Source organism: Corynebacterium variabile, from assembly GCF_006539825.1.
Lineage (GTDB): Bacteria > Actinomycetota > Actinomycetes > Mycobacteriales > Mycobacteriaceae > Corynebacterium > Corynebacterium variabile.
This window is the reverse complement of record NZ_BJNT01000009.1, coordinates 151,994-165,791: the sequence shown is the minus strand read 5'-3', so window position 1 is coordinate 165,791 and position 13,798 is coordinate 151,994. Positions and strand designations below refer to the sequence as shown.

General features: G+C 65.1%; 13 protein-coding genes. 9 read left to right on the top strand and 4 right to left on the bottom strand.

Features of this window, described 5'->3' with window-relative positions; all coding sequences use genetic code 11:
- Positions 1-258: 258 nt before the first annotated feature.
- The gene (locus CVA01_RS07030) at positions 259-1,272 is read right to left on the bottom strand and encodes a hypothetical protein (protein ID WP_141329608.1); all 1,014 of its coding nucleotides are present in this window, start codon (positions 1,270-1,272) and stop codon (positions 259-261) included.
- Positions 1,269-1,532 carry an ImmA/IrrE family metallo-endopeptidase gene (locus CVA01_RS07025; protein ID WP_244938189.1) on the bottom strand — a complete coding sequence of 88 codons (264 nt, stop codon included), beginning with the start codon at positions 1,530-1,532 and terminating at the stop codon, positions 1,269-1,271. Before CVA01_RS07025 ends, CVA01_RS07030 begins: the two co-directional genes overlap by 4 nt.
- Positions 1,533-1,589: 57 nt before the next feature.
- Between CVA01_RS07025 and CVA01_RS14905 the strand changes: the two genes are divergently transcribed.
- From CVA01_RS14905 to CVA01_RS06990, 8 genes are all read left to right on the top strand, one after another.
- Positions 1,590-1,964 (top strand): hypothetical protein, encoded by a 375-nt coding sequence (locus tag CVA01_RS14905; RefSeq protein ID WP_170209714.1) that lies wholly within the window; start codon positions 1,590-1,592, stop codon positions 1,962-1,964.
- 3 nt (positions 1,965-1,967) lie between these two features.
- Positions 1,968-2,276 carry a hypothetical protein gene (locus CVA01_RS07020; RefSeq protein WP_073884253.1) on the top strand — a complete coding sequence of 103 codons (309 nt, stop codon included), beginning with the start codon at positions 1,968-1,970 and terminating at the stop codon, positions 2,274-2,276.
- A 135-nt stretch (positions 2,277-2,411) separates the two neighbouring features.
- Positions 2,412-2,762: a hypothetical protein gene (locus tag CVA01_RS07015; RefSeq protein WP_073884254.1), complete on the top strand. Its 351-nt coding sequence runs from the start codon at positions 2,412-2,414 to the stop codon at positions 2,760-2,762.
- A gap of 517 nt (positions 2,763-3,279) precedes the next feature.
- Positions 3,280-3,726: a DUF5994 family protein gene (locus tag CVA01_RS07010; RefSeq protein ID WP_141329606.1), complete on the top strand. Its 447-nt coding sequence runs from the start codon at positions 3,280-3,282 to the stop codon at positions 3,724-3,726.
- Between the two features lie 638 nt (positions 3,727-4,364).
- On the top strand, positions 4,365-5,663 hold the full coding sequence (gene hisS / locus CVA01_RS07005; RefSeq protein WP_141329604.1) for a histidine--tRNA ligase: 1,299 nt from the start codon (positions 4,365-4,367) through the stop codon (positions 5,661-5,663).
- A gap of 144 nt (positions 5,664-5,807) precedes the next feature.
- Complete coding sequence (gene betT, locus CVA01_RS07000) at positions 5,808-7,949, top strand: choline BCCT transporter BetT (protein ID WP_141329602.1); 2,142 nt, start codon at positions 5,808-5,810, stop codon at positions 7,947-7,949.
- On the top strand, positions 7,946-9,433 hold the full coding sequence (locus tag CVA01_RS06995; RefSeq protein ID WP_141329600.1) for an aldehyde dehydrogenase family protein: 1,488 nt from the start codon (positions 7,946-7,948) through the stop codon (positions 9,431-9,433). The genes betT and CVA01_RS06995 overlap by 4 nt, the downstream gene beginning before the upstream one ends.
- Before the next feature lie 21 nt (positions 9,434-9,454).
- Positions 9,455-11,017: a GMC family oxidoreductase gene (locus CVA01_RS06990; protein WP_141329598.1), complete on the top strand. Its 1,563-nt coding sequence runs from the start codon at positions 9,455-9,457 to the stop codon at positions 11,015-11,017.
- On the opposite strand, the gene ypfJ is transcribed toward CVA01_RS06990, so the two are convergent.
- The gene (gene ypfJ, locus CVA01_RS06985) at positions 11,018-11,989 is read right to left on the bottom strand and encodes a KPN_02809 family neutral zinc metallopeptidase (RefSeq protein WP_141329596.1); all 972 of its coding nucleotides are present in this window, start codon (positions 11,987-11,989) and stop codon (positions 11,018-11,020) included.
- A gap of 542 nt (positions 11,990-12,531) precedes the next feature.
- Here ypfJ and CVA01_RS06980 point away from each other — a divergent pair.
- Positions 12,532-12,846, top strand: a complete 315-nt coding sequence (locus CVA01_RS06980) for a VOC family protein (protein ID WP_244938188.1) — start codon at positions 12,532-12,534, stop codon at positions 12,844-12,846.
- A gap of 40 nt (positions 12,847-12,886) precedes the next feature.
- On the opposite strand, the gene CVA01_RS06975 is transcribed toward CVA01_RS06980, so the two are convergent.
- Entirely contained in the window at positions 12,887-13,798 is a 912-nt protein-coding gene (locus CVA01_RS06975) for a phosphatase domain-containing protein (protein ID WP_141329594.1), read from the bottom strand.

The window sequence follows — 13,798 nt, the reverse complement described above, 5'->3', positions numbered from 1 at the left end:
GGTGGATGTGAGCTCTGAGCGCTTCTTTCCGATGAGTACTTGTCTGATGCGCGTGCGGTTTTCTGGGGTGAGCATGTGCTGATTTAACCGTTCATGTGGGGATTGTCGGGTCGGTGAGTGTTGACTCTGTGTCTGGACGTGGGAGGCGCCAGGCGGTCGTGGTCTTGTGCGTCTACAGGCGCAGGATGATGGTGAGCAGCATCACGAGCCAGCGGGGCGGTGGTGAATCCATGGCGGTGGCTTTCGTGCGAATGGGGGCTATTCCTGTGGGCCGAACGGGGCGGTGAGCTTCCGCCGGGTCCAGTAGTGGTGAGCGAAAGGCCACACGATCAGAGCGGTCAGCACCAGCCCGACCGGTGCTGTCGCGAGTCCGATCAATGCCCAGATGCTGAGGACTATGAGAAGCACCCACCACAGCGCTTTCAGTAATGAACTCCCGCGCTTGTCGATCTCGGTGACGTCTCCGCCGAAGCTGGATACGATGTTGCGGCACTGCTGGACTGTGGCGTAGTCGATGCGCGGTGCTCGGACATTGCCCATGGCCTTTCCTGCGACGCCGCGGGCGTAGCCGCGCTGGAAGAGGCTAGCCCTGGGGCTAGGGTCCGGAGTGAGGAGGTGCGTCCAGTCGACCTGGGCCGGGGCGGCTTCGGGACGCTTGACGGGGGACGTGTAGGGGTTAGCGGGGACGAACGATGTCGTGGCATGCTCCTGGCCCTGTTCGGTCCGGTACGCCTCTGCCTTCCGGTGAACCTCGTCGGCCCGGGCCTTGTACTCGGCGTCGGTCATTCCGTGTGCTTTGCGCCACTTCGGATCCCAGTACTCTTCCAGGGGGTTTGCGAATCCGTCGACGGCGGCGAGATTCGTTGCGGTGATGTCGTCTTCAACCTGGCCCAGCCCGTCTTCTACGTTCGGGAGGGCGAGTCGGACGGAGGCGTAGAAATCCTTCTCCCAGTCGGAGCAGGTCCATAGTCTCGCTTCGACTTCTAGTTCGTCGCCTGCGTCGTGGGCGGCGACGGCGAGCTGCCACCATCCATCTACGTCTTCGTCGGGGAGGGTCCCCACGGTCGAGAAGTCGACCTGGACGGCGATGGCGCGTGCGTCGCCGTAGTAGTCGGTGACGGGAATGAGGGTGGCGTCTGCGGTGAACTCTTCGCCGGGGTCGGAGAAGTTGCCTTCAGCTAGTTCACGGATGTTGTCGAAGTATCGAGATTCGTGGTCGACTTCCTGATCGAAGACTGGATCGTGCAGGTCGTTGGTGTGGTACAGCATCATGATGGTGGGTGGTCTCTCTTGCGTGTCAGTGTGCGCCACACCTTGATGAGGTGGACGGTGACGCCGAGCTCAGCGGCGAGGCGTCGGGGGTCCGGGCCGAAGATCTCCTCGGCCTGGCGGTAGTGATGTGGGTCGATCAGGATGTGGGCGGCGTAGCGGTCGGCCCTGGCTTCCGCTCTGGGGGAGTGTCCGCAATGGTCGCCGTGGGAGAAGTGGCCGAACTCGTGGGCGAGGGAACAGAGAGTGTCGGCTTCGGTCATCCCGTACTGGATGGTGATTGTGTCAGGTGGCCGCCATGCGGCTTTTGGTCCACCGCGGTGCCAGTCGACGTAATTGGCGTCCTCGGCTGGGTGGGGGTCCTGTCCGATATTCAGGCAGATCAGGTCACCGAACAGGTGGACAAGTGGTTGCCGATCCTGCTGGGCGTCCTCGCACCCGCGCTCGCCGCGACGAAGACCCACCAGGGAAGTGACTCCACGGCGACTGACGCTGACGCGGAAGTTGCGTCTCTGCTCGGTTCCGCGCACGACGTGGCTGACATCGTCGTCCAGCAGGTCAAGACTGTCACCCCGCAGGATGTCGCGTCCGCTGTCCTCGCGGCGATCCGTGCGGAGGAGAAGGGCGAGCACGACACCGCCGCTGGTACCGCCGCGACCGCTGAGGCCATCACCGACTACGTATACGGGCGGTGACCCGTGCCCATCGATCATCTCCCCAGACGACTCTGCGGCCCCGCCGAGAGGATCCGTGACGGCCTGCTGACCGACGCGACCGCACTGGTCATCCTCGGCGCAGGCATGATCGCCCGCGGCATCTCCTACAGTGACATCGCCGGGCCCGGCCCCTCCGGGCACCCCGCCGAATCCTGGATGACGATGGGCACCTGGTCGATCGTGTGGGTCGCCGTCGGCGTCCTCTGCCTCACCATCGCCCCTTGCACCGCACCGTCACCGCCGCCCTGGCCGTCGGCGCCGGCGTGGGCCTGCACCTCCTGTGGGGCCTAAGCTTCCTGTGGCAGTCCATCGAGGAGCACAGCCGGACATGGGGGTCATCCATCGGATACTTCATGATCGTCGCCCTCGTGTCCTGGGCGGTATGGCGTGGGTCCCGTACCGAGATCAGAGTTCGGGAGGCGCCGCATGATTGATGGCTCAGTCGTGCTGACATTCATGGGTGGCCTGGCAGGGTCCCTGGCACTGGTGCTCGTCGCCCGAGTGAAGCTCACCGGAGACAGGGATGCTGCCCGCGGACCCGACTGGCAGGCCTACGCCGACGGTCAGCGCAAGGACCTCGAGACGTTGAAGGCGGAGATGAAGGAGGTCCGTGGTGAGGTGAAGACCCTGCGCTCGGAGCTGGGGACGGTGAAGTCGAAGTTCGTGGCTGCGGTGCAGCATATTCACGCGTGGCGTCGTGCTGTGCCGGATGCATCGAAGTGGCCGCGTACGCCGCCGGAGCTGGCAGATGATCTGCCGGAGCATCCTGGCCTGTAGTATCCGGTGTGTGGGTTGAGCGCCGCGGGGTCCCCTTCGCCGGGTCGCCCTGGTTGTGCCGCTCCCCACCGAGCCCCCATCGTCGTCGTGGCGATGGGGGCTTGCTCCAATTCTGCGCCAGTCTTCGCAAGGCCACAGCATGTTGGCTCGATTGAGTGCATCACCATGCAGGACCGGCGGCTGACCGACATGGTTCATAGGAACGGTGTTGTCATTGAGCACATCGCGCACCGGGAGGATTCGGCTGCCGAACATTTTGGTCCGGATTATCCGGTGTGGCTGCCCGCCGTGCCGGGCCTGATCCGCCCAGCTGTGGACGCCGCACGACGGCCACGACCGTAGACCCTGAGCCGCGATCATTTATGGGGTGCAGGAATCTTGTACTGAGCGGTGCCTTATTCGGATGAGGATGACTGCCCTGTGCTAGAAGGCGTAGGATTGGGCGTACTGGGTAGTTACGGGTCCTCCGTAACCGCTCCTATCGGCTCCGTGAGTGGAGCCAGTTCAGAGGTGCAGCATGGCTGCAGAGATTCGCAAACCACAGTGGCTCAACGAGCTTTCCCTTCGCTTTGGTCGCAAGCACGGAGCAATGACCAATCTGTCCGAGCGATACGATCAGAATTTCCAGCTTGTATGGTGGCCTCGGACACATCTGATTGAGCAGGAGCTTCCGGCTCTGCTTGAGCGGATTGCTATCGATGTCGATGTCGTGTCGTCAGTACGTGTCCCGGTCGGCGATTGGGAAATCCCTGAAGGCGAGCTCATGGTCATGGGCGAGCCGGTCCCGGTGGCCGAGCATGATGACGTCAAGTCTCACGAAATTGAAATTATCTTCGCTGACGGTAGGAAGCTGATCTTTGACGTGTACTACCCGGTGACGAATCGTCCTCGCTGGGCAAAGCTGTTCGGTGTGAGGGCAGAGGAACGATGGATCGACGACGGCGGGAACAACGCGTCTGGGTAGAGGCGGTCATGGCAAAGATCTTCTTGCCGTGTAGCGCTACCTGCGGTCTCCCACCGTCCACGGTTAGGGGGTGGGGGCTTTCTACTGGAGTTCTCGGCTATCACCTGCCCCCAGTCAGTAGGGGGCGGGAAACCCTGCTGGGGACGGGGATGGGGTGGTTGTCTGCAATCGGGTCATGAAGCAACCCCTGGGCCCACATTGTCTTCGGACGGTGGGGGCTTCGCTGTTCTGCTTCGAGGTTGTGGAGGGATCCGTACAGTGAGCTACGGGGAGCGCAGTTCCGTGAGGGGTGCTGCTGCTCCCTGTTGGGGCCCTTGTCGAATGGAGAACCGGCGGAGGCCTTTCGCCGTTGCAGTCCGGGGCGGCAACGTCTCCGGTAGCGTGACACTCGGGTTGAGCGCGGGGTGTCCCCCACCCCTGACCCCGCTGCTCCCCAGCCCCCACCGGCCCGTCGTCGGTGGGGGCTTTTTTCGTGTCTGGGGGAGGGGTGGACGGGTCCCGCCATCCCGCAAATATCCCGCACCAGGTGTGGCCGACACTGCTTTAGTGGCCCTGCTGGCCCCAGTGGCCTAGCCCTGACCTGCGAAGAGACCACCACCTGCAGGAACGCCTAGAACTCCAAGGTATAGTGTGACCCCGTGAGTGACACCGAGAAGAGTGCGAAGATCCAGCCGTTTGCCGCCCCGAAGGGTGTGCCCGACTACGTGCCGCCGGCATCCGTCGACTTCCATGCGGTGCGCAGCACCTTCGAAACAGTGATCCACAACTCGGGTTACGGCCACATCGAACTGCCGGTCTTCGAGGAGACCGCCCTGTTCGCCCGTGGTGTCGGCGAGTCCACCGACGTCGTCTCCAAGGAGATGTACACCTTCGAGGACCGCGGCGGCCGCTCCGTGACCCTGCGTCCCGAAGGCACCGCCGGCGTGATGCGCGCGGTCATCGAGCACAACCTCGACCGCGGCCAGCTTCCGGTGAAGCTGACCTATTCGGGTCCGTTCTTCCGCTACGAGCGTCCGCAGGCCGGCCGGTACCGCCAGCTCCAGCAGGTCGGTGTGGAGGCCGTCGGAGTCGACGATCCCGCGCTGGACGCCGAGGTCGTCGGCCTTGCCGACCGGTGCTTCCGCGCCCTGGGGCTCACCGGGTACCGCCTGGAGCTGACCAGCCTCGGCGACGACAACTGCCGTCCGGCCTACCGGAAGACCCTGCAGGACTTCCTTTTCGCACTCCCGCTCGACGAGGAGACGCGGAAGCGCGCGGAGATCAACCCGCTGCGCGTCCTCGACGACAAGCGTCCGGAGGTCCAGGAGATGCTGGTGGACGCCCCGCTGATGCCGGACCACCTCTGCGACAACTGCCGTGAGCACTTCGAGACCGTCACCGGTCTGCTCGACGACATGGGTGTCGAGTACGTCCTCAACCCGCGTCTGGTCCGTGGCCTTGACTACTACACCAAGACCTGCTTCGAGTTCGTCCACGACGGTCTCGGCGCCCAGTCCGGCATCGGTGGCGGCGGACGCTACGACGGCCTCATGGCCCAGCTCGGTGGCCAGGACCTCTCCGGTATCGGCTTCGGCCTCGGCGTGGACCGCACCGTTCTCGCTCTCGCCGCCGAGGGCGTCACCCCGACCTCGGGACGCCGCGTGGACGTCTACGGCGTCCCCATGGGTGTGGACGCCAAGAAGAGGCTCGCGGTGATCATCGACAAGCTTCGTCGCGCCGGTGTCAGTGCCGACATGTCCTACGGCGACCGTGGTCTCAAGGGCGCCATGAAGGGCGCAGACCGTGCAGGTGCCCGCTTCGCGCTGGTCCTCGGTGAGCAGGAGCTCGCCGACGGCACCGTGGTGCTGCGCGACCTGTCCTCCCGCGACCAGCACGAGGTCGCGTTGCAGGACGTCATTGAGGCGGTGGGCAGGGCGGTCGGTACCGGGTCCCACTGACGGCACCGACGACACGCTCCGACGGCTGTGAACCGGCGTGCCGGACAGGGGGAGAGAAACCCCGTCCCCGTCGCCGGTTTTCTGTTGGGCTACGGTGGATTTCTGTATCGATCAACTGACGTCTGTCTGAGAATGGGAATGCCTGTGAGCGAACAACAGAACACCGGGAGACCGGACACACCTGAGAAGAAACACGTCGACTCGGAAGTCAACTGGCCGGTCTTCGGTACCGCCGCCGGCATCATCGTCGCGTTCGTTCTCTGGGCCTGGCTTGCCCCGGACTCCGCCGACACGGTCATCAACAACGTCAAGGACTGGATCTCCACCAATCTCGGCTGGTTCTACGTCCTCACCGCCGGCGTGGTCGTCGTCTTCGTCCTGGTGGTCGCCTTCCGGCGCACCGGTAACACGAAGATCGGCCCGGACCATTCACAGCCGAGGTTCGGTCTGTTCACCTGGGGAGCGATGCTCTTCGCCGCCGGTATCGGGGTGGACCTCATGTTCTTCGGCATCTCCGGCCCGGCCACCAACTACCTCACCCCGCCGGAGGGAGCGGCGGTCTCCGACGAAGCGGCCCGGATGGCCCCGCTGTGGACCATGTTCCACTACGGCATTCCGGGATGGGCGATGTACGCGCTGATGGGCATGGCCTTCGGCCTGTTCGCCTACCGTTACCACATGCCGCTGAGCATCCGTTCCGCGCTCGCCCCGGTCTTCGGACGCCGCATCAAGGGCGCCCCGGGTCACGCCGTGGAGATTGCGGCGTCCATCGGTACCGCCTTCGGTATCGCGGTGTCGTTGGGTATCGGCGTGGTCTTCATCAACTACGGCCTGTCCGAACTCTTCGGGGTCCCGACCAACACCGGCATCCAGGTCGCCCTGATCTGCCTGTCCGTGTTCATCACCATCCTGTCCACCGTCTCCGGTGTGGACAAGGGAATCCGCCGGCTCTCCGAGCTCAATGTGTGGCTCGCGGTCGTCCTCATGGTGTGGATCGTGGTCATGGGCCGGACCGGGGAGCTGCTCAACGCCCTCGTCCAGAACATCGGCGACTTCGTCGCCCGGTTCCCGTCGATGATGATGAACACCTTCGCCTACACCGACGGCGAGACGGACTACGCGTCCCAGGACTGGATGTCCGACTGGACGCTGTTTTTCTGGGCATGGTGGATTGCCTGGGCACCGTTCGTCGGACTGTTCCTCGCCCGCATCTCCCGGGGACGCACCATCCGCCAGTTCGTGCTCGGCGTCCTGGTCATCCCCTTCGCCTTCATCGCGATGTGGATCTCCATCTTCGGCAACGCCGCGCTCGGGTTCTTCCGTGACGGTGACGAGGAGTTCCTCAATACCGCCGTGGACACCCCCGAGTCCGGCTTCTTCCTGTTGCTCCAGCAGTACCCCGGCGCCACCTTCGCCGTCGCGTTGGCGGTCGTCACCGGTCTGCTGTTCTACGTGACCTCAGCGGACTCCGGTTCCCTGGTGATGGCGAACATGACCTCCAAACCCTCGGTGGAGGACTCGGACGGCCCGCCGTGGCTGCGCATCGTGTGGGCGGTGATCACCGGTGTACTGACGCTGGTGATGCTGCTGATCGGAGGTGTGTACACGCTGCAGTCGGCGACGGTGCTCATCGGACTGCCGTTCGCTTTCGTGATGTACCTGCTCATGCTGAGTGTGTGGCGCGTCCTCGAGGCGGAGAAGCACTCGCTGGACTCCCGCGAGCTCTCCCGGGTCGGGGCGCTGATGGACCGGACCGGTGGTGCCGCCCCGGCACGTCAGGCGTGGCGCCGGCGACTGCGCCGGAGGATGAGCTTCCCCTCCGCCACTGACACCGAGAGGTACCTCGAGACCGTCGCGGCCCCGGCGATCGAGGAGGTGGCCGAGGAACTCACCGGACTCGGCCTGGACGTGTCCTGCCACCGGGGGACCCACCCCGACTACCCGATCAGTTTCGTGGATCTGGTGGTCACCTTCCCCGGACAGGACGAGTTCAAGTACGAGGCCTACCCGGTGGCGTGCCAGGTGCCGAACTTCGCGGTGAACCTCAACGTGGACGAGGACACGTACTTCACCCTGGAGATTTTCTCGGCCACCGGCTCCCGGGGCCACGACATCCTCGGCTACACCAAGGAGCAGGTCATCGCCGACGTGCTGGACGCCTATGACGCCCATCTCGAGTACATGTCCCTCACCGGGGACAGGGGGACACCCACCGGGGACACCCAGGTGCCCGCCCCTGACCTGTGGATCGACGACGACGAAGATACGGAAAGGAACGAAGAATGAGTGACACCGCTGCACCGCAGAGCCTCTACATCGACGGGAAGTGGGTGGCGTCCTCCGACGGAGGGACACGTACCGTGACCTGTCCCGCCGACGGGGAGGTCGTGGACGTGGTCTCCGAGGCGACGGCCGCGGACACGGAGAAGGCGATCGCCGCCGCCCGTCGCGCCTTCGATGAGGGATCCTGGTCTGCGACCCCCGCCGCCGAACGTGGCGATCTGCTGCTGAAGGTGGCCGACGCCATGGCAGAGCGCAAGGACGAGTTCGCCCGCGCCGAGGCACTCGACACCGGCAAGCGCCTGGTCGAGGCCGAGGGCGACATGGACGACATCATGAACTGCTTCCGGTTCTTCGGCAAGATCGCCGACCAGCATCCGGGTCGTCTCGTGGACGCCGGCAACCCTGCGGTGATCTCACAGGTCGTCTACGAACCGGTGGGTGTCTGCGGGATGATCACACCGTGGAACTTCCCGTTGCTGCAGGCCAGCTGGAAGATCGCCCCGGCCATCGCGGCAGGCTGCACCTTCGTCCTCAAGCCGTCGGAGCTCACCCCGCACACCGCCATCCTCATCATGGACGTCCTCGACAAGCTCGGCCTGCCGGCCGGGGTCGGCAACCTCGTCCTCGGCGCCGGTGCCGAGGCCGGTGCGCCGCTGTCCTCGCACCCGGACGTCGACATGGTCTCCTTCACCGGTGGCCTGGTGACAGGGAAGAAGATCGCCGAAGTGGCGTCCCACACGGTCAAGAAGGTCGCGCTCGAACTCGGTGGCAAGAACCCGAACATCGTCTTCGCGGACGCCGACTTCGACGCAGCCCTGGACAACGCCCTCAACGCGGGTTTCCTGGATTCCGGTCTGGTCTGCTCGGCAGGTACCCGACTGATCGTGCAGGACACGATCAGGGACCGCTTCGTCGACGAGCTCGTGCGCCGTGCCGAGGGAATCGTCCTGGGTGGTCCCTTCGATGAGAAGGCCGAGTCCGGTCCGCTGATCTCCGAGGAGCACCGCGCGAAGGTAACCGACTACGTGAGGCGTGGTGTGGAAGCAGGGGCGACACTGCGCTGCGGCGGCGACTGGGGTGGCCCGGAACTGGAGAAGGGATGCTTCTACCGACCGACAGTGCTGGACAACTGCACTCTCGACAACCCCGCGGTGATCGAGGAGGGCTTCGGCCCGGTCATCACCGTGGAGAGCTTCTCCACCGAGGCCGAGGCGGTCGCCACGGCGAACCACACCGAGTACGGCCTGGCCGGTGCGGTGTGGACCTCCGACCGGGGCGTCGCTCACAGGGTCTCACGGGCGCTGCGTCACGGCACGATCTGGATCAACGACTACCACCCGTATGTGCCACAGGCCGAGTGGGGCGGATTCAAGGCGTCCGGCAACGGCCGGGAACTTGGGCACGCCGGTCTCGAGGAGTACCGGGAGGCCAAGCACATCTACGAGAACACCGAGCCCGCCGTGACCGGCTGGTTCCCGGAAAAGTAAGCGAAGAAGACAGGAGAAGATATGCGCGAAAGCTACGACTACATCGTCGTCGGGGCAGGATCCTCCGGTGCCGTGGTGGCCGCCCGGCTCAGCGAGGACCCGTCCGTGACCGTGGCCCTCATCGAGGCCGGTCCCACCGACGTGGACAAGCCGGAGATCCTCAACCTCCACGAATGGCCGGGGCTGCTGGAGTCCGGGTACGACTGGGATTATCCGATCGAGGAGCAGGAGAACGGCAACTCCTTCATGCGGCACGCCCGGGCCAAGGTTCTCGGCGGCTGCTCGTCACACAACTCCTGCATCGCCTTCCACACCCCGGCTCAGGACCTCGACCACTGGGTGACCCTGGGGGCGACCGGATGGGATTCGGCGTCCGTCCTGCCGTTGATCAGGGACCGGATCGAGAACAATGACCGGGCAGGGGAGAACCACGGTCACGGTGGCCCGGTGCACCTGCGGTCGGTCCCCCCGAAGGATCCGGTGGGTGCCGCGGTGCTGGAGGCGTGCGAGCAGGAGGGGCTGCCCACCACCCCCTTCAACGAGGGTGAGACTGTCAGCCACGGCGCCGACTGGTTCCAGATCAACGCCAGTGACGACAACGTCCGGGCGTCCTCGTCAGTGTCCTACCTGCATCCGGTGATGGACCGGAAGAACCTGGACATCATCACCGACCGTCAGGTATCCCGCGTCATCGTCGAGGACGGCCGGGCTGTCGGCATCGAGTATCTGGCGGATATCTTCGGTCGTCTCTCCAGGATGCGGGCGGACCGTGAGGTGATCGTCTCCGCCGGAGCGATCGACAGCCCTAAGCTGCTCATGCTTTCCGGCATCGGCCCGGCCGACCACCTCACGGAGATGGGCATCGAGGTGCTGGTGGACGCCCCCGGTGTTGGTTCGAACCTGCAGGACCACCCGGAGGCGGTCATCTCCTGGGAGTCGAAGGTCCCCATGCTGCGGGACGCCTCACAGTGGTGGGAGATCGGCATCTTCGAGAAGATCGACGAAGACGGGGCGGACGGCCTCGGGCTCCCTGACCTGATGATGCACTACGGCTCCATGCCCTTCGACATGCACACGGTGCGCCAGGGGTACCCGACCGCGGACGAGGCGTTCTGTCTCACTCCCAACATCACCCACGCGAAGGCCCGTGGCACGGTGCGGCTGCGCTCCTGCGATTTCCGGGACAAGCCGAAGGTCGATCCGCGGTACTTCACCGATGAAGAGGGCTACGACATGCGCATCGCGGTCGAGGGCATCAAGTTGGCCCGCCGCATCGTCGCGCAGTCGGCGATGGCGGACTACGCCGGTCGTGAGCTCTTCCCGGGGGAGGACGTGCAATCCGACGAGGATATCGCGGACTACGTGGCCAAGACCCACAATACCGTCTACCATCCGGCCGGCTCGGTACGTATGGGTGCTGAGGATGACGTCATGTCACCGCTCGACCCCCAGCTGCGGGTCAAGGGGGTGGAGGGCCTCCGCGTGGTCGATGCGTCGGTCATGCCGCAGCTCACCGCAGTGAACCCGAACATCACCTGTATGCTGATCGGGGAGAAGGCCGCAGACCTGATCCGTGGTGAGTGACTACTGAGCGAACTCCTGGTGACAGGAGTTGACGGTGCCCTCGGAGTAGCCGGTGGTGAACCACTGCTGACGCTGCTCCGAGGAGCCGTGGGTCCAGGCGTCCGGATTGACGCTGCCACCGGACGACTGCTGGATCGCGTCATCGCCGATCGCCTGGGCAGACCGGATGGCCTGGGCGATCTGTTCGTCGCTGAGGGGGTCGATCATGGCGTTCTCGCCGTTGTCGGCATGGTGTGCCCATACTCCTGCGTAGCAGTCGGCCTGCAGCTCCATCTTCACGGCGTTGGAGTCTTCACCGGGATCGTCGTAGTTGGACAGGCCGATGGTGTCCTGCAGGTTCTGGATGTGGTGGCCGAACTCGTGGGCGACGACGTACATCTGCGCGAAGGGGCCGTCGGAGCCGCCCATGGACTTGAGCTGGGCGAAGAAGTCGTCGCCGATGTAGACGGTGCTGTCGCCGGGGCAGTAGAACGGGCCGGTCTGCGCGGTGGATGCGCGGCCGCAGCCGGTGTTCACGGTTCCGTCGCCGATCTGGACGCCGGGTTCACTGTAGCTGATCCCGGTCTCGTCAGGGAGGATCTGCGACCACACGGCATCGAGCGAGATGGCGGTACCCTCGATGCGGCAGTCGTCGTATTTGTTGGCGTCTTCCCAGGTGTTGCAGTGCTCCAGGGAACCACCGGCGGAGGCATTGTTCCCACCGGTCATGTTGTTTGTCGTCGAACCGCCGCTGAACATGCTTGTTCCACCGCTGGCGAAGAAGGCGATCACGGCGACGACGAGAATGCCGGGGATACCGAAGCGACGTCCCACCTTGCTCATCAACAGCATTCCGATGATGCCGCCGAACCCGCCGCCACGACCTCCGTTCCCGCCGCCACCACCGAATCCGAAGCCACCGCCGGACCCACCGGAGCTGCCGCCCGAGGAGGCCCGGCCTCCCATACCGTTCAGGTTCGAGTTAAACGTCATGGTGGAAGTGTAACTGCTGGTTCAGAAGGGGAGGGGGCTTCTTCGACGATGACTGCTGAAGCCGTGGCGGCGCAGGGGTAGGCGACTCCCGACATGCACGATGAACTGGTATTTTGTGCGAATTGCTTGACGTCTCCCACAATAGGGCATACCCTCAACGGGAATAGCCCGGCGTTCTGATGAGCCACCCGGACACGCAACTCACCGACTCCCGGAAAGGAATGGGTCCCATGTACAACCGACTCGCAGAGATCATCAACTGGTACTTTTCCCCGGTTCAGGGGGCGGCCGACGCCGCCCGTACCGGCCTGGGCGTCCTCCCGGCCCGCTCGTCCGCCAACTGACGGAAGAGCGCACCTGAACCGCCTGCCACCCCGTGGCAGGCGGTTTCTCCTGTCTCCGCCACCCCCACGCCAGGTATCCGGACGCACTAGCCTTGCGCCATGGACGACATCACCCCGAACCGCATCGCCATCGTCCTCGACTGTCCGGATGCTGTCGACCTCGCAGAGTTCTACGGAGCACTGTTGGAATAGGAGGTGGTGCTTCCCGGACCCGACGAGCCTGATGCCCTGCATCCGGAGTGGGTCTCGGTGCGACCGCCGAAAGTCGCCGAGGCCGGTTTCTCCCGGGGATTCCAGCGTGTGGACAACTACCGTGCCCCCGCGTGGCCGGACGGCCCGGTCCCACAGCAGGAGCACCTTGATTTCTGGGTGGAGTCGATCCCCGACGCGGAGAAAGTCGCGGTCGCCCTCGGCGCGGTCCGGGCGGGGTACCAGCGCGGCGAAGCCGGGGGCGAAGGATTCGTCGTCTTCCTGGACCCGGTGGGGCACCCGTTCTGCCTCTGCCGGTCGTGAGTGGATGTCGGCCATCACGATCCTGGAGCTGATACCCCGCCTAGAAATCCCCCGGCTGCACCTGGAACACCTTCAGCCCGATCGCCCGGTAGTGGTCCACCACCTGCTGTCGGTCGTCGAGGCAGTACCGGATGTGGAAACGTCCCTGGATGTGTGCGCGCACCAGCGCGTCCTTCACCATCCAGTCGGAACGCTGATCTCCGGTCGGACGCATGTGCAGCTCATCCCAGGGGATGCCGTGCCTTGCCAGCCACTCGGTGGTCTCCGGCCGGCAGACCTCGTCGCGTCCGGACATGATGACCAGCCGGACGCCGGCGGCGTGGATGTCCTGCACCGTGTCACGGACGGACTCGTCCACGGTGTCCTGGCTGACCCGCGCCCAGTCGTAGGGGGAGCGCAGGTCATTGTGGTGGGCCAGCGTGCCGTCGATGTCGACGAGGACGCAGTGTGGCAGATCCCGGGGGTTGTCGACAGGGGAGAAGGTTCCGTCTGTCATCGCCCGGACGGTGGCGATGATCCGCTCTGCTGACGGCCAGCGGTGCTGGGGGAACCGGGACCACAGGTCGCGGATCAGGGACTCCGGCACCTGTCTCTCGACGTCGCGCGCGGCATTGCGACGCAGCAACTCGTCGAGCTCCGCCCGGAAGTCGTGGAACTCCACCGTGTACCCGGCGCGGTCGGCACCGGTGAGGAACGGGCGGAGTCGTTTCGGCCGGAGGTTCATGTCCGACAGGACGATGTCCGACCGGTTGTCGACCGCGGCCGCGAACAGGGCGGACTGCACCGAGGTGACGGCGTCCTCCTGCCGTTGTGTGCCGTGCTGGCCGATCCGCAGGGTGCGTCGGATGTCGTCGCGGTTGATGTTCACCGCGCCGGTCTCCGCGCAGAAGGCCTCCGCCCACGTCGTCTTCCCGGCGGCGGGGAAGCCGCGGGTGATGTGCAGCGTCGGCAT

Coding starts and splice junctions, on each gene's coding strand:
- ypfJ (WP_141329596.1), bottom strand. CDS start 11,989: ATGACGTTTAACTCGAACCTGAACGGTATGGGAGGCCGGGCCTCCTCG.
- CVA01_RS07015 (WP_073884254.1), top strand. CDS start 2,412: ATGATTGATGGCTCAGTCGTGCTGACATTCATGGGTGGCCTGGCAGGG.
- CVA01_RS07025 (WP_244938189.1), bottom strand. CDS start 1,532: ATGACCGAAGCCGACACTCTCTGTTCCCTCGCCCACGAGTTCGGCCAC.
- CVA01_RS07010 (WP_141329606.1), top strand. CDS start 3,280: ATGGCTGCAGAGATTCGCAAACCACAGTGGCTCAACGAGCTTTCCCTT.
- CVA01_RS06995 (WP_141329600.1), top strand. CDS start 7,946: ATGAGTGACACCGCTGCACCGCAGAGCCTCTACATCGACGGGAAGTGG.
- CVA01_RS07030 (WP_141329608.1), bottom strand. CDS start 1,272: ATGATGCTGTACCACACCAACGACCTGCACGATCCAGTCTTCGATCAG.
- CVA01_RS06990 (WP_141329598.1), top strand. CDS start 9,455: ATGCGCGAAAGCTACGACTACATCGTCGTCGGGGCAGGATCCTCCGGT.
- CVA01_RS06975 (WP_141329594.1), bottom strand. CDS start 13,798: ATGCCGACGCTGCACATCACCCGCGGCTTCCCCGCCGCCGGGAAGACG.